The sequence below is a fragment of the Halopseudomonas sp. 4NH20-0008 genome (assembly GCF_057548395.1).
On sequence record NZ_BAAJMD010000014.1, the window covers coordinates 67,165 to 93,588 of the forward strand.

The window sequence follows — 26,424 nt, forward strand, 5'->3', positions numbered from 1 at the left end:
TATTCACATAAGCGAATGAGCCATTATGAAAGACATCCCAGCCTCTCAACACAAGCGCGCTATCCCGACCTGGATCAAAGTCACATTCATCTTGATTCTCTTACTGGGCATGGCGGCGGTGATCTGGCAGCAACTACCCCGCAGTGGCATCTCAACCAATCTTGACCTAATCGGACAGGGAACGCCTGTTCTGGTTCTGACGCGGGACGTCTTTGTGGTCGGTGGTGCTGAGGTGATGGCCATGTTGGCCGAGTTGCAAGAGGAATATCAATCACAGGTTAGCTTTCGCGTTGCCCATCAGGGCCAACCTGACGGCCAGGCTTTCGCCCAACAGCACAATACTCAGGATGCGGATTTGATCTTGCTGGATGCCCAGGGCGAGGTATTGGGTACACTGGTTCAACCCAATGACAGCCAAAGTATCCGACGTTTTCTAGATACCTGGTTATGAGACCTGGTTTCACTGACCAACACTGTAAAGTGGAGACTCAGAACTCGGTCGCTGCTCACTGGCCAGGCTCTTGTTCCGCCCTTGCTGTTTGGCGGCATAAAGTGCCTGATCGGCCCGTTCAATCAAAACGTACAGGCTGTTTGTCGCCTCTGACAATGTCTCAGCGACCCCAATCGAGACCGTTACGCTGAGCTGTTGTAAGCCGGTCTGCAGCGGCTGACGCTGCCATTCCTTGCGTATCCGTTCGGCAATCCCTATAGCCTGATGCAGTTCTGTATTTGGCAGGAGTAATAAGAATTCCTCACCACCAAAACGACACAGCAGATCTGGTCTGCGGCTATAGCGCTCAAGGTGATGAGCAAAGTCCAATAGCACCCTATCGCCGACAGCATGCCCATGCTGATCGTTAATGTCCTTGAAATGATCGAGATCAAGCATTAACAGACTAACAGCCTGACCGTTGCGTTCTGACAGCTGCATCAGCCTGACTGCCGCTTCCTCAAAGGCCCGCCGATTAAAGAGATCTGTCAGCGGGTCACGGGTAGCTTGGCGTTTCAGGGCACTCTGCAACTGCTGCGTTGTAAGGACCACACACAGCAGAGAGAATCCATACAAAAAAGCGATGCCCTCCAGATAGTTCAAGGACTCGACAGCTGTAGCCTGTTGGAAGTCTGTCACAAACATATAGGCCTGGTCATAGCCGTACAGGAGAAAACGCCGCAGGTAGACCAGCGCGTGGATAGCCCACAATCCAGACCACATCCAGACCAGAGGGCGCTGCAATTCTCGCATCTGCCACAGTTCACGCGAGGTGATCAGACAGACCACCACGACAAGTAAACTGTGGGTCATGATGCTGAAGCGCAATGAATCAGTGAAAAACAGAAACAAACCGCCTTGGACCAGCTGAATCGCCAGCATGGTAAGCATAAAAGCCTTCAGGCTTTGCGGTTGCCGATACACCCTGGTGCCCCACCAAAGGACAAAATACGCTTGGGTAATAATGGTTGCGCTGATCCAGAGTTGGGCGGGCTCGCTGGTCACCTGCAACAACAGACCAACAATAAACAGGCTCAGTCCGCCGGCCCAATAACGGATGGCGATCACCTCACGGTTGATAAGCGCAGCAACCAGCAATCCCAGAACTGACATCATGGTAGTGACAGCCAACACCAGCATAAGGGTAGCGATATCCAGCATGCAGCACCCGACATCATGTAGTTAAGTTAATTCAGCTTAGCCGCTGTCGTTGAGCCAGACCAACAAAAAATGGAATATCTCACACCGATCAGAGATAACCGCAAAGCAATTCTCGCACCCAGGCGTGGGGGCATTTTGCAACAGTTCTGCCTGCCCATGACGTAAAACCGCTAAACGCCGCAGCGGCTGATTGCTGCGGCTGTTATCCAGCACATGTACTTCATCGGCCAGGGCCATGGCGATTTTGACATTGTCCAGTGTGCGCTGCAGGCGGGCTTCGATCTTGTCTGCCGGTACGTTATGACCGCCCTCGGCCACGCGCTGACTGACACGCGCCTTGTTCAACATACTGTTATCAAGGTGAAGAAACACCGGGATAACTTTGTAACCACGGGCCTTGGCCTCGGCAACAAAGTCGATCGTGCACCCTCTCGTAGCAAAAACTGGCGCCCTCCTCGAGCAGCGCCTGGCGCAACAGCGCAGCATGACTGGCAGCCTCATAGCTGGCTTGTTCCGGATTATCCGGGGCAATATCGCGGGCAATCTGGGCGGCATTGACGAACGCCATGCCTCGCGGTTGCAGACAGAGGCGATAGAAGGTGATCTTGCCCGCACCATTGCCACCGGTAAGCACCCTGAGTTGTTTGCCGGTAGCCAAGAATCAGTTCGTCTGCGGGATAAAGCGACCGTTCTCGAAGCGCCCGGTAATCACTTTGCCATCCGCCTGGATCTGCTCAAGCAAACCCGGCATGCTGCGGCTGGCTTGATAGCGAATGGCAGCAGCGCTGACGTCGCGACTCAGGCAACCACTGGACTTTGCCAGTTCCAGTGCGGCAAATACATCCTCTGAGCCACCGGCTTCGAATAGACTGGCTCAACACGAATCCGTGCCAGCCCTTCTCGCACCGCAAGCAGCGTCTGGGCATCCAGATCGCGCTCAATGGCGCGCCCCAATTCCGCCCAGTATTCAATCTGCCGTGGTGTTGTGCGTTTTTCCAGACTGCCGCGGGCAGCGGCAGCCACGACCAGCTTCTCATCCAGGCGCAGCGTAGACGACGTAGCCATATACAACCTCCCGTCAGAAACAGACCTCGATCACTGCCACCACCCTAGCACTTGTAGCGTTATGCAACAGGCTTGACCTTGAACCAGAGCGCATACAGCGCAGGCAGGAACAACAGGGTGATCAAGGTACCCACCAGCGTGCCGCCAATCAGCACGTAGGCCAGCGGCCCCCAGAAGGCATCCAGGGTCAGGGGCACAAAGGCCAGCGCTGCAGCCAGGGCCGTCAGCAGAACCGGGCGCGTTCGCTGCACCGTCGCCTCGACCAAGGCCTCAGCCTTACCCATACCCGCGTCCAGATTGTCATCAATCTGCTTGGTCAAGATCAGGGTATTGCGCATCAGGATGCCCGCCAGGCCGGTCAGGCCCAGCAGTGCGACAAAACCAAAGGGCTGGTGGCCGATGATCAAGGCCAAGGTAGCACCTATGACACCCAGCGGCGCGGTCGCCAGAACCATGAAGGTGCCGGAGAAACTGCGCATCTGGAACATGATCACAACCATCATCAAACCAAGCATGATGGGTTGAATCTTGCTTATCGAAGCCTGACCCTTGGCAGACTGCTCCACCGTACCGCCAATCTGTAGGGAGTAGCCCGGTGGCAGATTCTCGCGTAGTGACGCCATGCTGGACCACAACTGCATGATCACATCCGGCGGCTGTGCGCCTTCGACATCAGCCTGAACGGCGATAAAGGGTTCACGGGTATAGCGCTTGAGGACAGGCTCTTCGCTGACAATCTCGATCAGTCCCGCCTGTTGCAGCGTGATACTGCGGCCATCAGCGGTACGCAGGGGCAAATCGGCAAAATCACTGATGCCTTCAGGCAAGCCCCGGGCGATCAACTGAACACTGCGAATATCTTCACGCAGCAAGGTGACAGGTACCCCGCCCCACTGGAACTGCAACTGCCGGGATAGTTCACGCGGGGTCAGACCAATAGCGCGAAGCCGTTCGTTATCCAGTTTCAGGCGGGCCACCGGGACTTTCTCGCCCCAATCCAGATGGGTATTACGCGCAGCCGGATGGGCTGCCATCTGCTGTCGGACCTGTTCGGCAATCTCGCGCAATTGCTCGGTATCCGGACCTAGAATTCGGAACGTCACAGGCCAGACCACCGGCGGACCAAAGACCAATTGATTGACCCGCACCAAGGCCTCGGGATATTCACCGGCCTCAACCCGCGCCTGCATGGCCTGCAGAATACGGTCACGACCATGGTCATCCTCGGCAATCGCCAGAACCTTGGCAAAACCGGGATTGGGCTGTTCGGGATTCAGCGACAGGAAAAACCGCGGCGCCCCCGCCCCGACATAGGAGGACAATGAACGTACATCGGCATGGGCATGCAAATCAGCCTCGATGCGCCGCGTCAACGCATCCGTGGCCGCAATGCTCGAGCCTTCCGGCATGTGGATATCAATGATCACCTCAGGTCGATCCGATGAGGGAAAGAACTGTTTCTCCACCAGCGTGCCCATGGCCAGTATCGACAGTGCAAAGCTGGCTATGGTCATCAGCACGACTGTCTTGCGGTACTGCACACACCACAGAATCATGTTGCGAAAACGGCTATAGACCGGGCTCTTGTACACCTCGGCATGATCAACCTGGGGTTTGGGCACATCCTTGAGCAACAGCACGCCAAGGTAGGGGGTAAAAATGACGGCCACAAACCAGGATGCGATCAGGGCAAAAAACAGCACCCAGAAGATGTTACCGGTGTACTCGCCCACTCCCGATCGGGCAAAACCGATGGGCACAAAGCCAATCACCGTGATCAGGGTGCCGGACAACATCGGCGCCGCCGTCACCGTCCAGGCATGCGCCGCCGCCCGCACCCGGTCCCAGCCCTCCTCCATTTTCACCAGCATCATCTCAATGGCGATAATCGCATCATCCACCAGCAGGCCCAGAGCAATAATCAGGGCACCCAGGGTAATGCGGTCCAGGTTCATGCCGCGCATCAGCATGATCAGGAAGGTAATACCCAGGGTCAGCGGCACCGCAATACCGACAATTAATCCGGGCCGAAATCCCAGACTGAGAAAGCTGACCAGCATCACCACCAGTACCGCTACCATGAACTTGATCTGGAACAGCTCGACGGCCCGACTGATGGCCTCGCGCTGGTTGGTGATCTGACGCAGTTCGATACCCAGCGGCAGATCAGCAATGATCGCGCTGTATTCCTGCTCCAAGCGTTCGCCAATGGCCAGGCCGTTCTCGCCCTTGCGCAGGACCACGCCGAGCAACAGGGCATCCTCTTCGAAGGCGCGTACCAGATAACTCGGCGGTGATTCATAGCCCCGTTGTACATCGGCCACATCGCCCAGCCGAATCAAGCGCTCACCGACCCGCAGCGGTACATTGGCAATGGCTTCAAGGTCTGCCAGATCAGCATCCAGGCGCCAATACAGCCGGGCCCCTGCGGTCTCAATCAGACCCGCTGGCAACAACCGGTTATAGGCATCCAGCGCATCACTTATCTGTTCTACGCTTATGCCCAACTGAGCCAACCGGTAGGCATCCAGATCGACGAAAACCCGCTCGGGTTGCTCACCAATCAAGCGCACCTTCTGCACACCGGGTATTCGGTTAAAACGATCGCGCAACTGTTCCGCATGGCGCACCAGTTGCCGTGGCGGCAGGCCATGGGCGGTCAAGGCATAAATAGAAAAGTACACATCGGAGAAGTCATCATTGATAAAGGGGCCCTGGACACCTGGCGGTAACCGGGACGCCTCGTCCTGCATACGTTTACGTACCTCATAGAACAGCTGTGGCAACTGCTCTGACGGCGTGTAATCCTCAAAGGTAACCTGCAGGGTGACCTGACCCGGCCGCGCTGTGGTTTCCACCTTCTCGAAGAAGGCTATTTCCTGAATGCGCTTTTCAAGTGGATCAGCGACCTGCATCTGCATCTGTTCAGCCGTAGCGCCCGGCCAATTGGCCGAGACCACCAGCGCACGGACTGTGAACATCGGGTCTTCAGCCCGCCCCAGGGCCATAAAGGCGTAAATCCCGGCCAAGGCGGTAAAGAGTAAAAAAAACAGCGTTACCGACTTCTCCCGAACCGCATGGGCGGAGAGATTAAAACGCAAGGGGTCCAGGCTCATTGCAGCACCTCAACCGCTTGCCCCTCGACCAGCATATGAGCCCCCAGCGCAATAATCGGTGTGCCATTGGCTAACGCACTGCGGATATACACATACTCGGTATTTATGCGCACCAGCTCAACCGGCTCACGCGTGACCTGGCCATCAGCCACAACCCAGACGCCCATACCCTGACCCTGATCGATCAGGGCGCCCAGGGGAATGCGCTGCAGGCTGGTGTCACTGGACTGCTCATCATCATTGAAAAGCAGGGTAACACTGGTACCCAGCGGCCATTCTTCCGGTTCACCGTCAATCGCAAAGCGGGCACGCCAGCTACGGGTCAGAGGGTCGGCTGAGCCAGCCACTTCACGCAGTTGCACCGGGCTGATCCTGTCACTGGCAAAGGCCTGCACCTGTGCACGTTCAGGCAGGTGCGCACGGCGCCGTTCAGGTACAAAAACCTCGACATCGCGCGCACCATCATAGGCCAGCAGGGCAACACTGACGCCCGGTGCGACCACCTGCCCTACTTCGCCACTGACCTCCAGCAGCACGCCGCTGGCCGGCGCACGCAATTCCAGATAACCGACGGCTGAACTGGCCTGGGCGACTGCTGCTTCTGCAGCCTTGGCGGCCTGCTGGGTGGCACGGGCCTGGGCTTCGGCATCTTCATAGGCCTGCTGCGGCACCAGTTGCTGGTCGCGCAGAGTAGACAGACGTCTGCGGTTGGCTTCAGCGTTCTCGGCCTGAACCCGAGCGGCTGCCAGGTTCGCCTGTGCTGCGGCCAACTGCTGACGGGTATCACTGGGGTCCAGACGCAGCAGGACATCATCCGCCTTGACCTGCTGCCCGGCCTGAACAAGTCGTTCGCTGATCTCTCCTTGCAAGCGGAAGGAGAGCGCCGCTTCATTTTGCGACTGAACCGTACCACTCAGGGTCCACTCGCTACCGGCGGCGGGCGATATTTCTGCTACCAGCACCTTGACCCTGGTCGACTCAGCATGGGGTTCGGCTTCGCCTGAACCACAGCCAACCAGCATCGCCGCCATCAAAAGACAAGCAAGAACACGCATGACCCAACCCTTTTTTTAATGAATGCTGGTCACATAATTACAGAACGATATCGTCCCGTAAATGACGAATTGAAAAATAAACGGCATACTGCACGCACGATCATCTGTGCAGTGGAGCGTCAATGAGCAAGCCCCCTCAAAATTGTCAAACCGGACCCGGCAGACCCGTCGATCAGGAAAAGCTCGAGAGCATTCTTGATGCGGTCCTGTGCGGTTTCGCCGAGGGCGACATGCATTTTACGATTGAGGGTGTCGCGCGCCGTGCCGGGGTGTCCAAAGGCACCATTTATCGTCATTTCGACAACGCTGAAGCCTTGCTCTCAGCGGTTCTGGAGCGTCAGCATCGTGATATGCAAGGCCAATCCAAGGCCCCGGTTGCTGATCTCGAAGACCTGCGTACGCAACTGGTAGAGCTGGGGATGCATTTACTTGATTTTCTGACCAGTGAACAGGGCGTGCGTATCATGCGCACTGTGATCGCCCACGGTGCACGACATAGCGCCCATGGCCAACTCATCTACCGTGACGGGCCGAAAGCCTCGGTGCAAAATGCAGCAAACCTGCTCGCAGAAGCGCAAAGGCTGGGACAGATTCGCCTGGATGATCCGCTGGAGCAGGCAGATCAATTGATCGGCATGTTCAAAGGCAATATGGTCACCGGCTTGTGGATGAATGGCCGTGAGACGCCCAGTGCCGAAGAAAAACAGCAGCGCGTCGAGTCAGCCGTCAACCTGATGCTGCGGGCATTGCGACCAGACTGATCAGCAACCGACTGGAAAAAAGTCTAAAAGCCCTGCTCGATCAACGCCGCGACAATGATCTGCAGATTCTCGACCCCCTGCACGTCGGTATCCAGCCAGGGTAGGCGCGGCCTGGGCAAAGCTGCCAACTCTTTATCAATGCGGGCCAGCCATTGTGCTTCCTGACTGCGCCTGCGCGCCATGAAGTCGCCATCCGCCTGCGGCGGGATGACGCGATTGATCAAGACTGCCGCCACCGGAATATCGACCGCTTTCAGCGTGTCCACCGCGCGCACGGTTTCGAGAATGGGCAGACGCTCAGGCGTCAGCACAAACAGGAAACCACTGATACGAGGATCCTCCAACTGCCGGCGCGCCTGGATAAATTGCTGCCGTCGAGCCAGCAGGGTCTCGGCCATCTCGCGGCCACGTTGATCAAGATCGCCGAGCTTGTCGGCCTGCGGGTCGGCCAGCGGCGAACTGATATCTCTACCGCCCCTGGGGGTCAGATGTTTAAGCACCTGAGATAGCTGTTCAGAGCGGCGACTGTGATTGAGCAGTCCATCGGTCCAGGCCGCCATCATTTCCGGCAGGGTCAGCAGACGCAGGGTATGCCCGGTGGGTGCCGTATCGAAGATGATCAGATCCCAGCGCGGATCCGGTTCATTCAGCAAGCGCGCCAGGCGTTCCAGCAATGCGGCCTCCTGCGCCCCCGGCGACTGTCGGGTCAACTGCATCTGGCGTTTGAGCTCGGCGAGCATCTGAACGGAAGCAAAGCGCGCCATCTGTCGCGTTACTCGCTCCAGGTGGGCGTCGACTTCAATGTCGGGATCAATCTCCATGGCATGCAGATTGGGCAGCACCTGGATCGGCATGTCACTCAAGGCGCGATCGAATACATCGCCCAGGCTGTGCGCTGGGTCAGTAGACACCACCAAGGTTTTGATCCCGCGTTGCGCTGCCAGCATGGCCAATGCAGCAGCGATGGTGGTCTTGCCCACCCCGCCTTTGCCACCGACCCAGACCCGCTTGCGTTGCAACAGGTCAAACATCACGGGCACACCCGCTCAGCAACATCGGCAGTGATCCAACGGTGAGCGCTCCATGCCCATGCGCGTGTGCCACTCATGGAAGCGTTCCAGCAACAACGGCTGCAACTCCAGGGTGTAATAGGCCGCCGGATTCGGCAGCCCCATCATTTCTCCAAACACCAGTAGCATGAACAGGTCCTCTTCATCCCGCCGGGCGCGGGCAATGGCACCACGGTAGGGGGCACTGTAGGCTTCTTCGAGAAAAAAGCGCGCCTGACTCAGCCAGCCAGACGCCCTATTCGTTCGCTTAGCCACCGGCTTGCTCCAGCTTGACCTGCGACAGGTGACGCTTCAACGCCGCTGCACATTCCAGGGCCACCAGCACCGCCGCCACCAGCACCACGATATCCAGGCCCAGCAGGAACCAGTTGCCCTGCTCATAGAAGGTCCGCAACTGAATCACCAATGCCGTCACGGTCATGACCAGCAGGAAGCACAGCGGAATCAGGGTAAACCACATGGGTCGGCGAAGATGCACCAGCATCACGGTAATCACCAGCAAGGTCAGCCCGGCCAGCAATTGGTTGGTAGTGCCGAACAAGGGCCAGATCAGCATGCCACCCGAACCATCTGCACCACCGGCACCAAAGGCCAGTAGCAAACAACTGCCCACCGCCAGCAAGGTTGCGGGCAAAGGCTTTTTCATCCATTCCTGGTTATAGATCTCGCCCCATTCCTGGAAGATATAGCGTTGGAGACGCAAGCCGGTATCCATGGTGGTGCCGGCAAACAGGGCTGCCATCACCGTCAGCAAGGTAGCCGCTGTGACTTCCGGCAGACCCAGACCGTTGTGAATAATGTATGCGCCGCCCTGTACAAAGGCGGTTACGCCACCTTGCCCAAAGGCACTGTACATCGCCTGCCAGTCAGCCAGGCTGGCAAAACCAGCTGTCGCCACCAGAATGGCTGCCAGGGCCAGACCACCCTCGCCCATGGCACCGAAATAACCGACAAACCGGGCATCGGTTTCACGGTTCAACTGTTTGGAGGTGGTACCGGAGGACACCAGGCCGTGGAAGCCGGAAATGGCGCCACAGGCAATGGTCACAAACAGCAGTGGTACCAGCGATGGCGTGCCCGGCGGCACATCCAGGTTGAACATGGGCGCGACCATGACCGGGTTCAGCAGCACAATGGCGCCGTACAGAATAATCAGACCAATAAACAGCTGCAGCCCATTGATGTAATCACGCGGCTGCAACAGCACCCAGACCGGCAACACCGAAGCTATGGCCGCATACAGGAACAGGATCAGAATCCAGGCGGCATTGCCCGATACACCCGGTGCTACCTCGGCGGGCATCTGCAGAGGCAAAGAAGGGCCGACAAAAATCAACGCATAGAGCGCAATCACCCCAAGAATAGAGACTACTGGCAGGCTGAGAATACGCCGATAGATCAGCTGACCGATGATCAAGGCGACAAAGATCGCGCCCCAGACCGGCACCACGGCCGTCGGAAAGCTCATCATCAAGCGCGCAATCACGACGGCAAAGACCGCGTTGACCATCAACAGCACGAGGAAAATAACAATCATGAAGATACTGCGGGCCCGTTTGCCGACCACGTCGCCGGTCAAGGCGCCCACCGACCTGGCCTTGTTGCGTACGCTGGCCCAGATGGCGCCGGCATCATGTACCCCGGCAAAAAAGATGGTCCCCAACACGACCCAGGCAAAGGCCGGCGCCCAGCCCCAGATAACAGCAATGGCCGGACCGACTATCGGGGCTGCACCGGCAACTGAGGTAAAGTGATGGCCCCAGAGTACAAACTTGTTGGTCGGCACAAAGTCTATGCCATCCTCAAACTCATGGGCAGGCGTGCGAAAATCCGGGTCCAGCTTGAAGATCTTCTCGGCGATGAATTTGGAATAGACAAAATAGCCCAGGGCCATGGCGCCCAATCCAAGCAAAAGCAGAACAATGACATTCATGCCAGGCTCCTGAAAATCATGTTGTTGTTATCCGAGGCCTAAATATAGCGCATAAGTGCTCTTTCAGGGGTACGTCAGAGACCTTTGGATTAGAGCGTCAGGGTCGCGGGCGTCATCTTGCTGACACATAAAACTGTCATCTTTACTTCACAATTGCCCCCTCATCGAAGCGCCCGTATGCTCGACCAGCAACAACAGATTCAGCGTCACCTGCCCGAACTTATCGAGCTCGAGCAGCTTTTGCACCTGGGTGCACGTCACCTGCGTTGTCAGACCGTGCAGCAGGTCAATGTCCAGGGCATTCAGATCCCCATCCGCGTTATCGAGCTAGGCAGTCGCTCCGAGCTGGTACCGGTGATTGGTTTCTTTGCCGGTGTGCATGGGGTCGAGCGCATTGGCACCCAGGTACTGCTGTCCTGGATGCACAGCCTGATACACCGCCTGGACTGGGATGATCAGCTACGCAGACAGTTGGAACGGGTGCGTCTGGTATTCATGCCCATGGTCAACCCCGGCGGCATCTGGTACCACCGGCGCAGCAACCTGAACGGTGTCGACCTGATGCGTAACGCACCGATTGACGCCATGGGCCCGGTGCCCTGGCTGGTCAGCGGGCACCGAATCAGCCGACGTTTACCCTGGTATCGCGGCAAGCGCGGTGAGCCCATGGAGCCTGAAGCCCTGGCCCTGGTGAATACCGTGCGCCAGCGTCTGCTGAAAGCGCCCTTCTCCCTCAGCGTCGACTGCCACAGCGGCTTTGGCCGTCAGGACCGGCTGTGGTTCAGTTATGCCCGCTCGCACAAGCCGATTGCCAATCTGGCCGAAGTCTTTGCACTCAAGCAACTTTACCTGTCGGCCTACCCGCATCACCATCCCTATATCATTGAGCCGCAATCCATTCACTACACCACCCATGGTGATCTCTGGGACTATCTGTACGACGAATCGGCCGAGCAGTATCCAGACAACCTGTTTCTCCCCTTCACCCTTGAAATGGGTTCCTGGTTGTGGGTGCGCAAGAATCCACGGCAGATGCTCGATTACTTCGGCTACTTCAACCCGGTCATCGACCACCGCAAACGCCGCGTGCTGCGCCAGCATTTGCCCCTCTTCGAGTTTCTTCTCAACGCGGGTCAGTCCTGGCGCAACTGGGTTCCCAGACCCAGCCAGCGTGACCACCTGAGCGACCAGGCTCAGCAGGAATGGTATCGCTGAGGCATACCCAAAGCGCCGCCAGTACGGTATAAGGGCGCTATGAAAATACCAAAACGCCTTGAACCCCTGGTCGAAGACGGCCTGATTGACGAAGTCATCCGCCCGCTGATGAGCGGCAAGGAGGCAGCCGTCTTTGTGGTGCGTTGTGGCAACGAGATTCGATGCGCCAAAGTCTATAAGGAAGCCAGCAAACGCAGCTTCAAACAGGCCGTGCTTTATCAGGAAGGCCGCAAGGTGCGGAATTCACGGCGCGCCCGCGCCATGGAAAAAGCCTCAAAGTTCGGCCGCAGCCAACAGGAAGATGCCTGGATCAATACCGAGGTCGATGCCCTGTATAAGCTCGACGCCGCCGGGGTCCGGGTGCCCAAGCCCTTTGGCTGTTTTGAGGGCGTGCTGCTGATGGAATTGGTCACCGATGATGCGGGCGGGGTAGCACCGCGCCTGAATGATGTCTCGATGAGCGAAGAGCAGGCACTGGAAGATCACGCGCAGGTCATGGAATACGTCAAACTGATGCTCTGTGTCGGTCTGGTACATGGCGATCTGTCCGAGTTCAACGTGCTGGTCGATGCCTATGGCCCGGTAATCATCGACCTGCCGCAGGTGGTTGATGCCGCCGCCAACAATAACGCGCGCATGATGTTGCAACGGGATGTGCGCAATATGAGCGAGTATTACGGCCAGTATGCGCCGGCCCTGCTCAGCACCCGTTATGCCGATGAGATGTGGGCATTGTATGAAGCGGGCGAGCTAACCCCTGATAGCGAACTGACCGGTGAGTTTGATGATCCGGAAGGCGAGGCGGATGTCGATTCGGTGGTCGCCGAGATCAAGGCCGTCATGGACGAAGAACGCGAACGCCAGGAACGCCTGCGGGAAAACCTGGAAGAAGACTGATGCGGTAGTGCCTGACAGATCGCGCTAAGGCGTCAGGCCAACCTCAACAAAAAGCGATTGTTGTGCCGCATTACTGACCGCAAGCACGGCAGGATGGCTCAATCGTCGCTCAACAGAAATCGCGTAGTAGCGTGCCATCCTCTCCTCTGTTAAGCCTATTACTTCAACCCCGTATTGATCATTTATCTCATCTGCCAGAATGGCCGGAGCGGGAAAGATACCGGCCCCTGCCTTGCCAAAAGCCTTCATCAATGCACTGTCATCAAACTTGCCAATTATATGAGGCTGAATCTGATGTTCATCAAACCATCGCACCAGCGATGCATGCACCGCAACCTTGTCGCCGGGGAGTAAGAAGGGGGCCGCATTCAGTGACTGGGGAAAGCCCAGGCGGTATTGTGCTGCGAGTTCTGGTGCAGCATAAAATGCCATCGCAGAGCTACCTAATGCATGATTATAAGCCTTGACGCCAAGCTCAGCGGGCAGAGGTCGATCAGCGATCACCAAATCCAGTTGATGAATGGCCAGCTCGGCGAACAACCGTTCCAGCTTGTCCTCGTAACAAAGCAGCCGTATCGAGTCAGCCAGTGTCATGGCCGGTGCAAGCAAGCGATAGGCCAAGGACTTCGGTACCGCATCGGCAACCCCAACACGGAATGACTGTTCTTCACTCCCAGCCCCGCTGCGTAACGATTGCTCCAGTTCATTACCCAGCTGGAATATGTCATCGGCATGCGACAGTGCCAGTTTTCCAGCTGAAGTGAGTTCAAGCCGACGACCAATACGCCGGAACAACTGCGTCCCCAATGCGCGCTCCAGCTCGGCCAATTGACCGCTGATGGTCTGCGGGGTCAAGTGCAAGTGTTCGGCTGCTCGCGTGATGCTGCCGGCTTTGGCAACATTCCAGAAATAATGCAGCTGTTTGTAATTCAGCATGACGCCCTGCTCTTATCAGTCTGTAACGAATAAAACATAAAGAATAATCTGCTTTTCTTGATGCAAAAGCAAAACTAGCATGCTCACAGCGTGAAGCTATTCGTGTTCCCCACAACTGACGACCACGATCACCCTGCCTCAGAGCGGGTGCAGACTTATCGCCGTCCTAACCAAGCCAGAATGACAGTGGCATGACCTTGACTATTCAACACTTGAAAACGCCCGGTTTCTCGTACAAGGGGGACACAACCCTAGTGTCTGCCCCCTTGTTTTCTGGGTTCGAAAGCGGGACGCAGTCACTTCCTGTGGCCTATTCACTGTTTGACGCTGTTTCCGCTGCAGTGGCCCCCCTGTGAGCCTGGGGACCTACCATGACCAAAAAGTCGCGCTGTTGACTCAGCATGGCAAGGAGCACGTCATCAGCCAGGCACTTGATCCGATATTGGGCTGTCAGGTAATGCTGATATCAGGTTATGACACCGACACACTAGGCACCTTTTCGCGCACTGTTGAGCGTGCGGGCACGCAGCTTGAGGCTGCGCGCAAAAAGGCACGCATGGGCATGGACCTGTCAGGCTTGACTCTGGGGCTCGGCAGCGAAGGTAGCTTTGGCCCCGACCCGATCATGGGGATGCTTCCCTGGAACCTTGAATTGCTGGTTTTTATTGACGACCAGCGTGGTATTGAAGTTGTCGGGGTTGCCCAAGGGTATGCAAAGTCAGGTCATTTGCTGACCAGCAACTGGCATGAAATCGAAGCCTACGCGCGTCAGGCCGGTTTTCCAGAACACCAGCTGCTGCTGCGACCGGATAATCAGAACGATACGCGCATACATGACCGACTGGATAGCTGGGACAAGCTTGAAAGTGCCTTTAACAGGGCTTTGATACAGGCGCACAGTGCAACGGTGCTGGTCGAAGTGGATGGCCGCGCCTACGCCAACCCAACACGCATGGCCATGATTGCTCAGGCAGCCGACAACCTGGCTGCCAAGCTCAGTTCACACTGTCCAGACTGCAATACACCGGGATTCTGGGTGGTTGAGCATCTGCCAGGATTGCCCTGCGCAGCCTGCTGTGCACCAACCCAAGCAACTCAGGCAACACGACACGCCTGTATTGCTTGCGATTATCGCGAAACGCGCAACACTGCCGGCCAAGGCCTTGCTGACCCGGCTCAATGTGATTTTTGCAATCCCTGAGGAGAGAGACATGACGCACAACCCCTGGCACCCAAGGTTGGAAACCGGATGCATCAACCCCGCCGTGATCATGACGACTTGCAATGCTCGGGATGAAATCGCTGCGAGCCACCAGCAGCCCAACAGCCATGCGGCTCTATCTAACTGCGAGTATGCGATATGACCACGATAACCGACCGGATGCGTCAACACTCCTCCCAGGTCGTGGATGGCCCAGAGGCGGCACCGGCCCGTGCCATGCTGCGGGCCGTTGGCTTTACCGATGATGATTTTCGCAAACCGCAAATCGGCATTGCCTCAACCTGGGCCAATGTCACCCCGTGCAATATGCACATCAACAAACTGGCTGAAGAGGCAGAAAAAGGCGCCAATGCTGCGGGAGGCAAAGCTGTTATCTTCAACACCATCACCATCTCCGATGGAATCGCCAATGGCACCGAGGGCATGAAGTATTCGCTGGTATCGCGAGAGGTTATTGCCGATTCAATCGAGACGGTGGTTGGTTGCGAGGGATTTGACGGCCTGGTCGCCGTGGGTGGCTGTGACAAGAACATGCCGGGTTGCCTGATCGCCATGGCGCGCCTGAACAGACCCGCCATTTTCGTTTACGGCGGGACCATCAAGCCTGGCTATGATCATACCGATATTATTTCGGTCTTCGAGGCGGTCGGACAGCACGCCAAAGGCGGGCTGGATCTGATTGAGCTGAAACAGATCGAAGACACTGCCATTCCCGGCCCAGGCTCCTGTGGTGGCATGTATACCGCCAACACCATGGCCTCTGCAATTGAGGCCATGGGCATGTCACTGCCCGGTTCATCGGCACAGAATGCCGTTTCGGCCGACAAGTCAGCCGACTGTTTCCGCGCCGGTCAACAGGTCCTGGCGCTGCTGGCTCAAGACATCAAGCCGCGCGATATCATGACGCGCAAGGCCTTTGAAAACGCCATTCGCGTGATTATCGCGCTCGCCGGTTCGACCAATGGCGTGCTCCACTTACTGGCCATGGCCCACGCTGTCGATGTCAAACTCACCCTGGATGACTTTGTCGAACTTGGCAAGACAACCCCGGTCCTGGCTGATCTGCGCCCCTCAGGCCAGTTCATGATGTCAGAACTGGTTGCCATCGGTGGCATTCAACCACTCATGAAGCGCATGCTCGATAAAGGGTTGCTGCATGGTGATGTGCTGACTGTCACGGGCAAGACCCTGGCCGAGAACCTGGCTGATGTCGCCGACTATCCCGCCGACCAATCCATCATCCGCCCCTTTGATGACCCGATCAAAAAAGACTCCCACTTGGTGATTCTCCGCGGCAACCTCTCTCCCACCGGCGCCGTGGCCAAGATAACCGGCAAGGAAGGTCTTCACTTCAGCGGCAAGGCTCGGGTCTACCACGGCGAGGAAGCGGCACTGGCAGGCATCCTGCAGGGCGAGGTGGTGGCTGGTGATGTCATCGTTATCCGATATGAAGGGCCGCGAGGCGGGCCAGGTATGCGAGAAATGCTGTCACCCACCTCTGCGGTGATGGGCAAAGGTCTGGGCAAGGAGGTGGCGCTGATTACCGACGGCCGATTCTCGGGCGGCTCGCACGGCTTCGTCGTCGGTCATATTACCCCTGAAGCCTTCGATGGTGGCCCTATCGCCCTGGTGGAAGACGGTGATGTGATCACTATCAATGCAGAAACCCGGGAAATCAGCCTGGCGGTTCCCGATAGTGTCCTGGCTGAGCGGCGCAGTCGCTGGGTACAACCAGCACCGCTGTACACCCGAGGGGTATTGGCCAAATACGCCAAACTGGTTTCCAGTGCTGCGGAAGGTGCGGTAACCGACAAATGAAGACCGTATTGGCAAGACCGGACAACCCAGGGTGGATGCCATGAAGCTCTCGCCCCCTACCGCGGAAAACCTCAGTCGCGCAGCCGCTCTCCTCTGCGATGGTGGCCTGGTGGCCTTTCCCACCGAGACCGTATACGGACTGGGCGCCAACGCGGCCGACGCCACAGCGGTAGCACGGATATTTGCTGCCAAGGGGCGTCCGGCCGACCATCCGCTGATTGTGCATCTTGGTTCAGCAGAAGAGATGGCATTGTGGGCGCGGGATATTCCGCACGCCGCCTGGAGACTGGCCAGACACTGTTGGCCCGGGCCGCTTACACTTATTTTGAAGCGCGCACCCGGAGTTCCGGATGCAGTGACCGGCGGCCAGGATACGATCGGTTTGCGTGTGCCAGATCACCCTGTCGCCCTGGCGCTACTCCAGGCCTTTGGGGGCGGCGTTGCAGCGCCGTCAGCCAACCGCTTTGGGCGGGTAAGCCCAACCACAGCAGATCATGTTTCGGCTGAGATGGGTGACGCCCTTGATTGTATTCTTGACGGGGGACCCTGCACAGTTGGCCTTGAGTCCACCATTCTCGACCTCAGTTCAGATCGGCCACGGATACTGCGACCAGGCGCCGTGATGCCAGGCACACTCGAGGAGGTTGGGGGAGAACGGCTGACCACTGGCTCAAGCGCCAGCCCCCGAGTACCAGGCTCACTCTCATCACACTATGCACCGACAACGCCTGTCAGCCTGGTTGATCCATTTCGGCTGGATGACCTTGCCCACACAGCAGTGATCGCAGGTAGAACAGTGGCTGTCATGGCCCGCAGACCCGCACCCGATCCTCGCTTCAGACATTGGCATTGCATGCCCAGCCAGGCCGAGGACTATGGACGGCAGCTCTATGCTCAGCTGCGTCATATCGACACCTGGTGCTGCAATGAACTCCTGATCGAGCGACCACCGCAGAGCATAGATTGGAGCGCCGTGCATGATCGCTTGCAACGCGCGGCTGGAGGCGCGCACTCAGCCAGGGGGACATCTTGAGCCTGCTGATGCTGGTAAGACGTGCCGAGGATTTGCCCCGCAGCTGCGTTGAGCTGAATCACTTCCTTAGTTTCAGCCGCACCCATTATCCGGCAAAGCCATTGCCGCTTCTGGGGATATGGATTGACCCGCACATGGTCGTTCAGCCACCCAGCCAGGCTCTGAGGATAGATCAAACCCTGGAGTTTCAGGGCCTTTGGACGCTGTGCTGGCTGCAGCCCATTGTGGCTTTGCACGGCCATGAGATAACACGAAGCAAGCTTGCCAGCATCTTGGTCGAGGCAGCCAAGGCTGAGCGCAAATGCAACACAGCAGGGTATTTTATTCCCGTTTTCCCCAGTGCAACATCGGGGCGCGATGCGCAAAAGCAATGGCAACAGTTGTCACTATGCCATCCCCAGATATTGCTGGCGCCGTGGTTTCAACACGCGGAAAGTGGGCTATTGATGCAACCGATAACATCCTGAGCAGGAGCCATGCGTAACAAGATCAAACTCAGATCGAAACCTTTCCACGCAGTGACTTGGCTTTGCCACGAATGGTTTTGCTGTCCATACGCCGCTGCTGCGAGCCCTTGGTGGGTTTGGTCGGGCGGCGCTTCTTCTGCACGACGACGGCAGCGTTGATCAGCTCCTGCAAGCGCTTGATGGCATCATCACGGTTCATTTCCTGGGTGCGGTAGGACTGCGCCTTGATGATGATTACCCCGTCCTTACTGATCCGCTGATCAGACAGCGCCAGTAACCGCTCCTTGAAGAACGGCGGCAGACTCGAGGCATTGATATCAAAGCGCAAATGAATGGCACTTGAGACTTTATTGACGTTCTGTCCGCCGGCGCCCTGGGAGCGAATGGCACTGATTTCCACTTCCCAGTCGCCGAGTTCAACATCGTTGGCTAATTTGATCATGGCCCGATTATACGCCGATATCCTCATTCCAGAGTGCCGGCGAACGCTGCATGAAATCGCGCATCATAGCGATGCATTCGTCATCCTGCAGTACCTCGACCTCAACACCACGGGAACGCAGCAAGGTCTCTTCGCCCATAAAGCTGTGATTCTCGCCAACGATTACCTTCGGTATGCCGTACAGCAGAATGGCGCCACTGCACATCGCACAGGGTGACAGCGTGGTATAGAGCACCGACTCGGCATACACCGACGCGGGCAAACGCCCAGCATTTTCCAGAGCATCCATCTCGCCATGCAGCACCGCACTTCCCTGCTGCACCCGCTTGTTGTGGCCACGGCCCAGTATCTGTCCCTTGTGCACCAGCACCGAGCCAATCGGAATGCCACCCTCTGCCAGTCCGACAAGGGCCTCATCAATACAGGCACGCATAAAAGGATCCATTCACCGCTCTCCGAAATCAACCAAACCAGGCTGCAATCTTGTCTGCAGCCTGGTTTTTAACATCAGCCGTAATGTACACCGACACCGCCGCAAAGGCGGCAGCCAATACGCCCAGGTCATCGCTGTAACCGATACCCGGCAGCATGTCCGGCATGGCATCGAGGGGCAGAATAAAATAGGCCAGCGCACCGAATATCACCGACCTTGCCCAGGCCGGCGTGTGCGGATTCTGCGCCGCAAAATACATCCACAAGGCTTTCTCGACCACCTCGCGACCGGCTTGCTTTGCATAGCCGCTGAGTTTTTGCCAAAAACCTGTCTCAGTGAACGCGCTGGACAGGTCATCCTTATTTTTCATGGGGAAACCCTCTGATTGCTATTAACCACGCTAACGCCTATGCAGACCCGCGTCCAGCCCGGGCGTTCAACGCCAGGCCAACAATATAGAGACAACCGGCAAGCGCTTTAGTCTATGCTGTGGGCACAGAGTACGACGAATGGCCGTACTCGGCTGCCATTCCCGCTTTACTCCCTGGTGGCCAGGGCAGTGACTGCTTGATACCCGGCAATGGGAAACCTGCCGGCTCGTTCAAAAACTAAAGGAAGGCAAAACAATGAGCTGGATTATCACCATTATCATCGGCGGCATCATTGGCTGGCTGGCCAGCATCGTCATGAAAACCAACGGTCAGATGGGCATCATCGCCAACATTCTGGTTGGTATCCTCGGTTCTGCCATGGGCTTCTGGATTGCCGGCGAACTGGGTATTTCAACTGCAGGTGATCTGGCGCGTTTTCTCGTTGCACTCGGCGGTGCGATTCTGCTGATTGTCATACTGCGTTTGCTCGGCGTATTTCGTCGCTGAAGCAGATTGACGATGACAAGCTGGGCCTGATTTATCTGGTGGCTCAGCCTGTCTGACGACAATAAACTACCCGATAAATTCCATCCCCAGCTCTGTAGCTGCCCCGCCTTTAGCCTTATCATGTCACCCATATTCAACAGGCCTGGCCGTCAACGCGCCGGCAGCAACAGGATGACAGTATGCAGTCCCCTATTCCCGCTCCCCCCCAATCCGTATCCAATGCGTTTCAGTGGCTGCTCGGCGCAGCCGCACTGGTCATCGTTCTGGCGGGGCTCAAGGCCATCAGCAGCATCGTTACCCCCTTTCTGCTGGCGGCCTTTCTGGCGATCATCTGTGCGCCGCCATTGAGCTGGATGCAACGCCGGGGCGTGCCCGGTCCGCTGTCGGTGCTGGTGCTGTTTTCCGTTGTGGGTCTGTCGTTCTTTCTATTGTTTCTGGCCCTCAAGGGCGCGGCGGAAAGCATGGCGACCCAGGCGCCGCTGTATCAGGCCCGTTTTATCGGCTGGATGAACGATCTGCGCGAGATCATTGTGGCCCGAGGTTTGCCTGCAGAGCTGTTGCCGCAGACCCTGCCGCTTCCCGCCACGGCAACCATCACCGGGGCAGCCCGCGAGATTGCCGGCGGACTGGGGGCCTTTACTGCCAGCACGCTGCTGGTGTTGCTGGCCTTCATGTTCCTGCTGCTGGAAGAGCGCACGCTGATGGACAAGCTCAACGCAGCCTTTCCCTCGCGTCGCCGGGCACGGGTGCGCTCCAGACGCTTTCTGCGCTCGGTCTACCGCTACTTGTTGATCAAGACCGCCGTCAGTGTCGCCACCGGCCTGTGTGTGGGTATTGGCCTGGCCATCATCGGCGTGGACTTTGCCATTCTTTGGGGCATTGTCGCCGGCTTGCTGAACTTCATCCCGACCATCGGCTCGATCATTGCCGGGGTGCCCGCGGTGCTTATTGCCCTGCTGGGGCTGGGTGTAACCGATGCACTGATCGTGCTGGTCATGTATGTGCTGATTAACACCCTGATCGGCAATGTTATCGAACCCAAGCTGATGGGTCGCAGTCTAGGCCTATCGCCGCTGATCGTACTGGTTTCGTTGCTGATCTGGGGTTATGTCTTCGGACCGGTGGGCATGGTGCTGTCGATCCCCCTGACCATGATTGCCAAACTGGCGCTGGACGCCTCGCCCTCAACCCGCTGGGCGGGGATCATGATGAGTGAGCGGGTCGAAAAGCGTAGCTAGGACATCGTCGACCCGAGTTACTCCAGCTCCCAACCCGGGACACCACGGCGGATCAGCCTGGAGAAGTCTTCAGCCTGATCCGCGGCCAGCGCACGCTCGGTAAAACGACCACGACGGCGCAGCTCTTCGGCGCTGAAGCCGGGCTGCAGGCCGCCGACCTTCTGCACGTAGTCGGGCAAATAGCCGGACAACAGCAAGCGATAATCCAGCGGCAGACCGGGAACGATCCGGCGCATCATATGAAAGACTTCCGTGGTGCAGTTGGCGCTGATGGTGTGATAGAAGCGTGGGCATTGCGCCAGGCTGTTGGCTTCCTCGACAAAGGCGCGGAACAGACCGGCGCCATCCAGCTGATTCAGGGTGATACGGTACAGGTACGCCTGCTCGTCTCGCACATTGGTTCGCACGCGGACCGCATCGCGCTCGTCGGTCGCGACAATGCTCAACTCGAACTGTTTGAAAAAGCCACCGATCTCCGAGTAGTCCTGATGACGCTCCTTGCGCACCTCGACCGAAAACACCACATGCTCGCCGCCCTCAAAACCAAAGGACACCAGCACATGGGCAATGGCGCGGTAATCCCAGTAGGAGGTAATCATGTCGACTGACTGCAACTTGCTCAGATCGTATTCGCGGCTTTCCCAGCGAACGTCGTAGTCAGTTTTGCTACGCCAGTTGAAGTTGCGCAGGTTAAACAGGGTTGCCCTGTCGCCCTCAATGCTGCCAGTTGTGGTGCGAGCCAGATCATCGGTCCAATGCCGCTCGTTGCTCGGTTTGAGTCGCCGCCACCAGAGCAGCAGCGACAAATAGCAAAGGCCATAGGCCGGCAATACCATCCACAACTGGCCAGCCCAGAGCAGGTAAAACAGCGGCAACAGCGCAGCTACCCAGGCCATGCTGAGCAGAGGCAAACGGTACCAAAGCGCCAACACAGCCCAAAGACTGCTGAAAAGTATCGCCAGGGTCAAAACACTGAGTAACAGGGTGTGCAGCATGCCGATTCGGGTAGCCCTTGAAAGATCAGACATCCTACTTGAGATGCCATCCTCCCTGATAGCCCGGAAAGCACGCAATGCGAACGACGTTGCCTTTTCCGCCGGAAAGCGCTTTTGCTTACAACCCGGGTCTTGAATCGATCAGGACACCAGCGCACAATACTGTATACCTAACCAGTACTGACACGCATGCTCCAAAAACCACTCAGCGATCTGTATTACCTGCACAACTTCCACCAGGTCATCGACTGGGTGGCAGCGCGCTATGGGGACGTGCTGTCGGCAGAAGAACAGACCTTTATCCTGCACTTTCGGGCACTGCCAACAGCCAGTCAGGCGCTGCTGGTGCGCATGGTCATGCGCAAGGGCGAGCACTTTCGCCAGAGCAAACTCAATTACCAGGAAATCGGCGACACCGCCCTTGCCGCAGAGCCGTTGCTGACCCTCGGCTGGGTGCGGGACGACCTGGTGCTGAACCTGCCCGAACTGGCCAGACTGCTGCGCAAGGATGAGCTGCTATTAATGCTGGCAGACCAGATAAAGAGCGACCCCGCTGCCGCAACCAGCCTCACACCCAGTCACTGCAGCAAACTCGGCAAAACCGAATTGGTTGAGCGACTGACTGAGGTCTGGCCCCAGCAGCAATGCTTTACTCAGTGGTGGCCGACTGCGCAGGACCGCTTGCTGAGTCTGACGATCAACGCTTTATGCGAGCGCTTGCGCCTGCTGTTCTTTGGCACCCTGAATCAGGGCTGGGCCGATTTTGTATTGGCTGACCTGGGTATCTTTCAGTACGAGCAGGTTGACATGGACACTGTCTCGCGGGGCTTTCAGAGCCGCCAGCAACTGGAGCAGTACCTGCAACTGCATGCCTGTCGTGAATCTGTTGAGCAAGGCGAACCGATACTGGATGCACTGGATCAGCTCAACCGAATGCAGCCGGACAGCCCGTGGATTCAGCAGCGTCTGACGCGCCTGCAGTTCAATCTGGCCCGTCAGGCCGAGCGTCAGGGCGAGCTGTCTCTGGCCCTGCAACACTATGCGAACAATGCCCACCCTGAGGCACGCCAACGGCAGATCCGCATTCTGGAGCTCAGTGCCGACTATACCGCCGCCCATGAACTCGCCATGCAAGCGCTGGCAGCACCCCGTTGTGAAGCTGAACAGCAGAGCCTGCAGCGGGTTCTGCCGCGCCTGCGCAAACGTCTTGGACAGCCCCTGCCCAACCCAGCCCCCACAGTCGAGATCAACCGCCTGGATTTAACTTTGCCGCAGCCCGAGCGGCAATCGGTAGAAGTCGCGGTTGCCTTGCACCTGAATGAAACCGATGGCCCGGTGCATTATGTCGAAAACACCCTGATCAACAGCCTGTTCGGCCTGCTCTGCTGGGAGGCGATCTTTGCCCCGCTACCGGGTGCATTTTTCCATCCCTTCCAAAGCGGGCCGGCGGACCTGTATCAGGCCGATTTTCGCCAGCGCCGCGCTGGGCTGTTTGCCGAGGCTTTGCAAGCGCTCGACAGCGACGCTTATATCCAGCGCATCCGCCGCACCTACAGCGCCAAACAGGGGCTGCAATCGCCCTTTGTATTCTGGGGTCTGTTGACGGAACAGCTGCTTGATCAGGCACTGCACTGCCTGCCAGCCACACACCTGCGTGTCTGGTTCGAGCGGCTGCTGGCAGATATCCGTGCCAACCGCGCCGGCATGCCGGATCTGATCCAGTTCTGGCCGCAGCAACGGCGTTACCGGATGATCGAGGTCAAGGGTCCCGGCGACCGTCTGCAGGATAACCAGAAACGCTGGCTGGCACTCTGCGCACAGCACGGTATGCCGGTGCAGGTCTGCCATGTGCAATGGAGTGATGCATGAGCTACCGCATTGCCGTGCGCGCCCTGTGCGAATTTACCGCCAAGGAAGGCGACCTTGATTTGCGCTTTACCCCCTCACCCACCGCCCAGGAAGGCATCAACGGACACCATACCGTGGTCTCACGCCGTGGCCCGGGCTACGAATGCGAAATTCCACTGAGCGGCAGCTATCCCGGCCTGCAAGTCAGTGGCCGCGCCGATGGCTACGACCCGCAGCGCAATCAGCTGGAAGAGATCAAGACCCATCGCGGCGATATTTCCCGTATTCCGGCCAACCACCGGCTGTTGCATTGGGCTCAGGCCAAAGTCTATGGCTGGCTGATGTGCCAGATGCGCGACCTGCCCGAAATCGAACTGACCGTGCTCTACTTCAACGTCGTGACCCAGCAGGAAAGCCCTTTCAGTCAGGTATTCAGCGCCGAGGAATTACGCGAATTCTTCGAGTTGCAATGCAGTCGCTTTATCCAATGGGCACGTCAGGAAAGTGCGCATCGGATTGAACGTGATCAGCACCTGAGCAGCCTGCGCTTTCCCTATGCCAGCTTTCGGGTTGGCCAGAAGCAGTTGGCTGCCGGCGTCTTCCGCGCAGTCCGTGACGGCTACCACCTGCTGGCCCAGGCCACGACCGGCATTGGCAAAACCCTCGGCACCCTGTTCCCGCAACTGCTGTCCATGCCGCAGCAACAACTGGATCGGGTATTCTTTCTGACCGCCAAAACCCCCGGTCGACGTCTGGCCCTGGATGCCCTGCAACAACTGCGCACGCATCAGCCAGGCTTGCCGTTGCGCATTCTTGAACACACGGCACGGGGCAAAGCTTGTGAACACCCCGACAAAGCCTGTCACGGTGAGTCCTGCCCACTGGCCAAGGGCTTTTTTGATCGTCTGCCAGCGGCGCGACAAGCGGCTGTAGACAGGCGCTGGCTGGATTTTCCGACACTGCGCAAAATCGCCCTGGCGCACCAGATCTGTCCCTATTACCTGAGCCAGGAGCTGTGCCGCTGGAGCGATGTGGTGGTCTGCGACTACAACTATTACTTCGACATCAACGCCCTGCTCTTCCACCTGACCCAGGCCAACGACTGGCGCGTCGCCCTGCTGGTGGATGAAGCGCACAATCTGGTGGACCGCGGGCGAAGCATGTACAGCGCCGAACTCAATCAGGCTGAATTCAACACCCTGCGACGTATCGCGCCCAAGGGTCTGAAGTCGGTCTTTGACCGTGTCAGTCGGCATTGGGAGCAGTTGCATGCCGATCAATTAGTGCCCTATCAGGTCTACCCGGCCGTCGCCGATCTGTTTGTCATGGCCCTGCAAAAGGCCGTCAGCGCCATCACCGACCACCTGACCGACCAGCCCGCCGGTAACGACAGCCTGCTCTTGAGCTTTTACCTGCAGGCCATGCTGTTCTGCCGTCTGGCCGAAGCCTACGGCCCGCATTCGCTGTTTGATATCAGCCGCGACGAGGAAAGCAGCCTCTGCGCCACCTCCACGCTGTGCCTGCGCAACATAGTCCCGGCGCCCTTTCTGGCACCGCGTTTTGCCGTAGCCCGCAGTGCCACGCTGTTTTCCGCCACCCTCAGCCCGGCGCACTATTACGCCGACCTGCTTGGTCTGACTGAAACTGCAAGGGCACTGGATGTGGAGTCACCCTTCAGCGCAGAACAGTTACAGGTCTACAGCCTGAGCAACCTGTCTACCCGTTACCCTGACCGCCAGACCAGTCTGGAGCCCATCTGCCGTTTGATGGCCGAGCAGTTCCAGCGCCGTCCGGGTAACTATCTGGCATTTTTCAGCAGTTACGCCTATCTGCGACAGGTGCTGGAGGCCTTCAGCGAGAGCTACCCGCATATCCCGGTCAGCGAGCAGTCGCGCAATATGAACGAGCTGGCCCGGCAGGATTACCTGGATGCCTTTACCGAATCATCCCGGAGTATTGGTTTTGCCGTACTCGGCGGCGCCTTTGGCGAGGGCATCGACCTGCCCGGCAAACGTCTGATCGGCGCCTTTATCGCCACCCTGGGCTTGCCGCAGATCAACCCGGTCAACGAAGAAATACGCAACCGCCTGGCACTGATATTTGACCAGACATCCAGCTACGACTACACCTACTTGTATCCCGGTCTGCAAAAGGTCGTACAGGCCGCCGGGCGAGTAATCCGCACCATCGATGATCAGGGCGTGGTCTACCTGCTGGATGACCGCTATGCCAAGCCGGCTGTGCGCCAGTTGCTGCCGCTTTGGTGGCGGCCTGTCACATACCGGCTGGATAACAGTGCAGTTGGTCTGAAAGACCTGTATACGCCACTCGAATAGTGGCATATTGACGTC

Annotated in this window: 25 protein-coding genes; 12 read left to right on the forward strand and 13 right to left on the reverse strand. The window is 57.8% G+C overall.

The window, feature by feature from the left end; translation table 11 throughout:
• The first annotated feature begins 25 nt into the window (after positions 1-25).
• A complete protein-coding gene (locus AC27HQ_RS14045) occupies positions 26-451 on the forward strand; it encodes a hypothetical protein (RefSeq protein ID WP_487156811.1) in 426 nt (141 codons plus the stop codon).
• Between the two features lie 9 nt (positions 452-460).
• Here AC27HQ_RS14045 and AC27HQ_RS14050 read toward each other — a convergent pair whose 3' ends face one another.
• Together AC27HQ_RS14050 and AC27HQ_RS14055 are read right to left on the reverse strand one after the other, a co-directional pair.
• Positions 461-1,651 carry a GGDEF domain-containing protein gene (locus AC27HQ_RS14050; protein ID WP_487156812.1) on the reverse strand — a complete coding sequence of 397 codons (1,191 nt, stop codon included), beginning with the start codon at positions 1,649-1,651 and terminating at the stop codon, positions 461-463.
• Positions 1,652-1,687: 36 nt separating this feature from the next.
• Positions 1,688-1,999, reverse strand: a complete 312-nt coding sequence (locus tag AC27HQ_RS14055; protein ID WP_487156813.1) for a hypothetical protein — start codon at positions 1,997-1,999, stop codon at positions 1,688-1,690.
• 136 nt (positions 2,000-2,135) lie between these two features.
• Between AC27HQ_RS14055 and AC27HQ_RS14060 the strand changes: the two genes are divergently transcribed.
• On the forward strand, positions 2,136-2,501 hold the full coding sequence (locus AC27HQ_RS14060; RefSeq protein WP_487156814.1) for a hypothetical protein: 366 nt from the start codon (positions 2,136-2,138) through the stop codon (positions 2,499-2,501).
• Here the strand turns inward: AC27HQ_RS14060 and AC27HQ_RS14065 are convergent.
• From AC27HQ_RS14065 to AC27HQ_RS14075, 3 genes are read right to left on the reverse strand one after another with little or no spacing between them, the layout of a single operon-like run.
• On the reverse strand, positions 2,450-2,716 hold the full coding sequence (locus AC27HQ_RS14065; RefSeq protein ID WP_487156815.1) for a TA system antitoxin ParD family protein: 267 nt from the start codon (positions 2,714-2,716) through the stop codon (positions 2,450-2,452). The two genes, AC27HQ_RS14060 and AC27HQ_RS14065, sit on opposite strands and share 52 nt — an antisense overlap.
• A gap of 59 nt (positions 2,717-2,775) precedes the next feature.
• Complete coding sequence (locus AC27HQ_RS14070) at positions 2,776-5,832, reverse strand: efflux RND transporter permease subunit (RefSeq protein ID WP_487156816.1); 3,057 nt, start codon at positions 5,830-5,832, stop codon at positions 2,776-2,778.
• Positions 5,829-6,887, reverse strand: a complete 1,059-nt coding sequence (locus AC27HQ_RS14075; protein ID WP_487156817.1) for an efflux RND transporter periplasmic adaptor subunit — start codon at positions 6,885-6,887, stop codon at positions 5,829-5,831. The genes AC27HQ_RS14070 and AC27HQ_RS14075 overlap by 4 nt, the downstream gene beginning before the upstream one ends.
• A gap of 122 nt (positions 6,888-7,009) precedes the next feature.
• On the opposite strand from AC27HQ_RS14075, the gene AC27HQ_RS14080 reads away from it, so the two are divergent.
• Complete coding sequence (locus AC27HQ_RS14080; protein WP_487156818.1) at positions 7,010-7,648, forward strand: TetR/AcrR family transcriptional regulator; 639 nt, start codon at positions 7,010-7,012, stop codon at positions 7,646-7,648.
• Positions 7,649-7,671: 23 nt separating this feature from the next.
• Here AC27HQ_RS14080 and AC27HQ_RS14085 read toward each other — a convergent pair whose 3' ends face one another.
• From AC27HQ_RS14085 to AC27HQ_RS14095, 3 genes are read right to left on the reverse strand one after another with little or no spacing between them, the layout of a single operon-like run.
• Entirely contained in the window at positions 7,672-8,679 is a 1,008-nt protein-coding gene (locus AC27HQ_RS14085) for an ArsA family ATPase (RefSeq protein WP_487156819.1), read from the reverse strand.
• A 15-nt stretch (positions 8,680-8,694) separates the two neighbouring features.
• Entirely contained in the window at positions 8,695-8,973 is a 279-nt protein-coding gene (locus tag AC27HQ_RS14090; RefSeq protein WP_487156820.1) for a cory-CC-star protein, read from the reverse strand.
• A complete protein-coding gene (locus AC27HQ_RS14095; protein WP_487156821.1) occupies positions 8,966-10,651 on the reverse strand; it encodes a carbon starvation CstA family protein in 1,686 nt (561 codons plus the stop codon). Before AC27HQ_RS14095 ends, AC27HQ_RS14090 begins: the two co-directional genes overlap by 8 nt.
• A gap of 177 nt (positions 10,652-10,828) precedes the next feature.
• On the opposite strand from AC27HQ_RS14095, the gene AC27HQ_RS14100 reads away from it, so the two are divergent.
• Both AC27HQ_RS14100 and AC27HQ_RS14105 read left to right on the forward strand, forming a co-directional pair.
• Positions 10,829-11,866 carry a M14 family zinc carboxypeptidase gene (locus AC27HQ_RS14100; protein ID WP_487156822.1) on the forward strand — a complete coding sequence of 346 codons (1,038 nt, stop codon included), beginning with the start codon at positions 10,829-10,831 and terminating at the stop codon, positions 11,864-11,866.
• A gap of 39 nt (positions 11,867-11,905) precedes the next feature.
• Complete coding sequence (locus AC27HQ_RS14105; RefSeq protein WP_487156823.1) at positions 11,906-12,763, forward strand: PA4780 family RIO1-like protein kinase; 858 nt, start codon at positions 11,906-11,908, stop codon at positions 12,761-12,763.
• 24 nt (positions 12,764-12,787) lie between these two features.
• On the opposite strand, the gene nhaR is transcribed toward AC27HQ_RS14105, so the two are convergent.
• The gene (gene nhaR / locus AC27HQ_RS14110; protein ID WP_487156824.1) at positions 12,788-13,699 is read right to left on the reverse strand and encodes a transcriptional activator NhaR; all 912 of its coding nucleotides are present in this window, start codon (positions 13,697-13,699) and stop codon (positions 12,788-12,790) included.
• A 352-nt stretch (positions 13,700-14,051) separates the two neighbouring features.
• Here nhaR and AC27HQ_RS14115 point away from each other — a divergent pair, with 352 nt between their 5' ends.
• The 3 genes from AC27HQ_RS14115 to AC27HQ_RS14125 all read left to right on the forward strand — a co-directional run bounded on the left by AC27HQ_RS14115 (position 14,052) and on the right by AC27HQ_RS14125 (position 17,772).
• Positions 14,052-14,900 carry a DUF6671 family protein gene (locus tag AC27HQ_RS14115; protein ID WP_487156825.1) on the forward strand — a complete coding sequence of 283 codons (849 nt, stop codon included), beginning with the start codon at positions 14,052-14,054 and terminating at the stop codon, positions 14,898-14,900.
• Positions 14,901-15,059: 159 nt separating this feature from the next.
• The gene (ilvD, locus tag AC27HQ_RS14120; protein WP_487156826.1) at positions 15,060-16,739 is read left to right on the forward strand and encodes a dihydroxy-acid dehydratase; all 1,680 of its coding nucleotides are present in this window, start codon (positions 15,060-15,062) and stop codon (positions 16,737-16,739) included.
• A 40-nt stretch (positions 16,740-16,779) separates the two neighbouring features.
• Positions 16,780-17,772 carry an L-threonylcarbamoyladenylate synthase gene (locus AC27HQ_RS14125; protein WP_487156827.1) on the forward strand — a complete coding sequence of 331 codons (993 nt, stop codon included), beginning with the start codon at positions 16,780-16,782 and terminating at the stop codon, positions 17,770-17,772.
• 495 nt (positions 17,773-18,267) lie between these two features.
• Here the strand turns inward: AC27HQ_RS14125 and arfB are convergent, their stop codons facing one another.
• From arfB to AC27HQ_RS14140, 3 genes are read right to left on the reverse strand one after another with little or no spacing between them, the layout of a single operon-like run.
• Positions 18,268-18,681: an alternative ribosome rescue aminoacyl-tRNA hydrolase ArfB gene (arfB, locus tag AC27HQ_RS14130; RefSeq protein ID WP_487156828.1), complete on the reverse strand. Its 414-nt coding sequence runs from the start codon at positions 18,679-18,681 to the stop codon at positions 18,268-18,270.
• Positions 18,682-18,688: 7 nt separating this feature from the next.
• On the reverse strand, positions 18,689-19,126 hold the full coding sequence (locus AC27HQ_RS14135) for a nucleoside deaminase (RefSeq protein ID WP_487156829.1): 438 nt from the start codon (positions 19,124-19,126) through the stop codon (positions 18,689-18,691).
• Positions 19,127-19,142: 16 nt separating this feature from the next.
• Complete coding sequence (locus tag AC27HQ_RS14140; protein ID WP_487156830.1) at positions 19,143-19,484, reverse strand: YkvA family protein; 342 nt, start codon at positions 19,482-19,484, stop codon at positions 19,143-19,145.
• A 256-nt stretch (positions 19,485-19,740) separates the two neighbouring features.
• Between AC27HQ_RS14140 and AC27HQ_RS14145 the strand changes: the two genes are divergently transcribed.
• Together AC27HQ_RS14145 and AC27HQ_RS14150 are read left to right on the forward strand one after the other, a co-directional pair.
• Positions 19,741-19,992 carry a GlsB/YeaQ/YmgE family stress response membrane protein gene (locus AC27HQ_RS14145; RefSeq protein ID WP_487156831.1) on the forward strand — a complete coding sequence of 84 codons (252 nt, stop codon included), beginning with the start codon at positions 19,741-19,743 and terminating at the stop codon, positions 19,990-19,992.
• Positions 19,993-20,171: 179 nt separating this feature from the next.
• Positions 20,172-21,230: an AI-2E family transporter gene (locus AC27HQ_RS14150; protein ID WP_487156832.1), complete on the forward strand. Its 1,059-nt coding sequence runs from the start codon at positions 20,172-20,174 to the stop codon at positions 21,228-21,230.
• Positions 21,231-21,247: 17 nt separating this feature from the next.
• On the opposite strand, the gene AC27HQ_RS14155 is transcribed toward AC27HQ_RS14150, so the two are convergent.
• Positions 21,248-22,258 carry an Lnb N-terminal periplasmic domain-containing protein gene (locus tag AC27HQ_RS14155; protein ID WP_487156833.1) on the reverse strand — a complete coding sequence of 337 codons (1,011 nt, stop codon included), beginning with the start codon at positions 22,256-22,258 and terminating at the stop codon, positions 21,248-21,250.
• Between the two features lie 156 nt (positions 22,259-22,414).
• On the opposite strand from AC27HQ_RS14155, the gene AC27HQ_RS14160 reads away from it, so the two are divergent.
• Both AC27HQ_RS14160 and AC27HQ_RS14165 read left to right on the forward strand, forming a co-directional pair.
• Complete coding sequence (locus tag AC27HQ_RS14160; protein WP_487156834.1) at positions 22,415-24,094, forward strand: VRR-NUC domain-containing protein; 1,680 nt, start codon at positions 22,415-22,417, stop codon at positions 24,092-24,094.
• Entirely contained in the window at positions 24,091-26,409 is a 2,319-nt protein-coding gene (locus AC27HQ_RS14165) for an ATP-dependent DNA helicase (protein ID WP_487156835.1), read from the forward strand. Before AC27HQ_RS14160 ends, AC27HQ_RS14165 begins: the two co-directional genes overlap by 4 nt.
• Positions 26,410-26,424: the final 15 nt, after the last annotated feature.

What these genes read in the sequence shown, in the direction of transcription:
- AC27HQ_RS14045 (WP_487156811.1), top strand. Translation starts at nt 26, where the DNA reads ATGAAAGACATCCCAGCCTCTCAACACAAGCGCGCTATCCCGACCTGG.
- AC27HQ_RS14050 (WP_487156812.1), bottom strand. Translation starts at nt 1,651, where the DNA reads ATGCTGGATATCGCTACCCTTATGCTGGTGTTGGCTGTCACTACCATG.
- AC27HQ_RS14055 (WP_487156813.1), bottom strand. Translation starts at nt 1,999, where the DNA reads ATGTTGAACAAGGCGCGTGTCAGTCAGCGCGTGGCCGAGGGCGGTCAT.
- AC27HQ_RS14060 (WP_487156814.1), top strand. Translation starts at nt 2,136, where the DNA reads ATGACTGGCAGCCTCATAGCTGGCTTGTTCCGGATTATCCGGGGCAAT.
- AC27HQ_RS14065 (WP_487156815.1), bottom strand. Translation starts at nt 2,716, where the DNA reads ATGGCTACGTCGTCTACGCTGCGCCTGGATGAGAAGCTGGTCGTGGCT.
- AC27HQ_RS14070 (WP_487156816.1), bottom strand. Translation starts at nt 5,832, where the DNA reads ATGAGCCTGGACCCCTTGCGTTTTAATCTCTCCGCCCATGCGGTTCGG.
- AC27HQ_RS14075 (WP_487156817.1), bottom strand. Translation starts at nt 6,887, where the DNA reads ATGCGTGTTCTTGCTTGTCTTTTGATGGCGGCGATGCTGGTTGGCTGT.
- AC27HQ_RS14080 (WP_487156818.1), top strand. Translation starts at nt 7,010, where the DNA reads ATGAGCAAGCCCCCTCAAAATTGTCAAACCGGACCCGGCAGACCCGTC.
- AC27HQ_RS14085 (WP_487156819.1), bottom strand. Translation starts at nt 8,679, where the DNA reads ATGTTTGACCTGTTGCAACGCAAGCGGGTCTGGGTCGGTGGCAAAGGC.
- AC27HQ_RS14095 (WP_487156821.1), bottom strand. Translation starts at nt 10,651, where the DNA reads ATGAATGTCATTGTTCTGCTTTTGCTTGGATTGGGCGCCATGGCCCTG.
- AC27HQ_RS14100 (WP_487156822.1), top strand. Translation starts at nt 10,829, where the DNA reads ATGCTCGACCAGCAACAACAGATTCAGCGTCACCTGCCCGAACTTATC.
- AC27HQ_RS14105 (WP_487156823.1), top strand. Translation starts at nt 11,906, where the DNA reads ATGAAAATACCAAAACGCCTTGAACCCCTGGTCGAAGACGGCCTGATT.
- nhaR (WP_487156824.1), bottom strand. Translation starts at nt 13,699, where the DNA reads ATGCTGAATTACAAACAGCTGCATTATTTCTGGAATGTTGCCAAAGCC.
- ilvD (WP_487156826.1), top strand. Translation starts at nt 15,060, where the DNA reads ATGACCACGATAACCGACCGGATGCGTCAACACTCCTCCCAGGTCGTG.
- AC27HQ_RS14125 (WP_487156827.1), top strand. Translation starts at nt 16,780, where the DNA reads ATGAAGCTCTCGCCCCCTACCGCGGAAAACCTCAGTCGCGCAGCCGCT.
- arfB (WP_487156828.1), bottom strand. Translation starts at nt 18,681, where the DNA reads ATGATCAAATTAGCCAACGATGTTGAACTCGGCGACTGGGAAGTGGAA.
- AC27HQ_RS14135 (WP_487156829.1), bottom strand. Translation starts at nt 19,126, where the DNA reads ATGGATCCTTTTATGCGTGCCTGTATTGATGAGGCCCTTGTCGGACTG.
- AC27HQ_RS14140 (WP_487156830.1), bottom strand. Translation starts at nt 19,484, where the DNA reads ATGAAAAATAAGGATGACCTGTCCAGCGCGTTCACTGAGACAGGTTTT.
- AC27HQ_RS14145 (WP_487156831.1), top strand. Translation starts at nt 19,741, where the DNA reads ATGAGCTGGATTATCACCATTATCATCGGCGGCATCATTGGCTGGCTG.
- AC27HQ_RS14150 (WP_487156832.1), top strand. Translation starts at nt 20,172, where the DNA reads ATGCAGTCCCCTATTCCCGCTCCCCCCCAATCCGTATCCAATGCGTTT.
- AC27HQ_RS14155 (WP_487156833.1), bottom strand. Translation starts at nt 22,258, where the DNA reads ATGTCTGATCTTTCAAGGGCTACCCGAATCGGCATGCTGCACACCCTG.
- AC27HQ_RS14160 (WP_487156834.1), top strand. Translation starts at nt 22,415, where the DNA reads ATGCTCCAAAAACCACTCAGCGATCTGTATTACCTGCACAACTTCCAC.
- AC27HQ_RS14165 (WP_487156835.1), top strand. Translation starts at nt 24,091, where the DNA reads ATGAGCTACCGCATTGCCGTGCGCGCCCTGTGCGAATTTACCGCCAAG.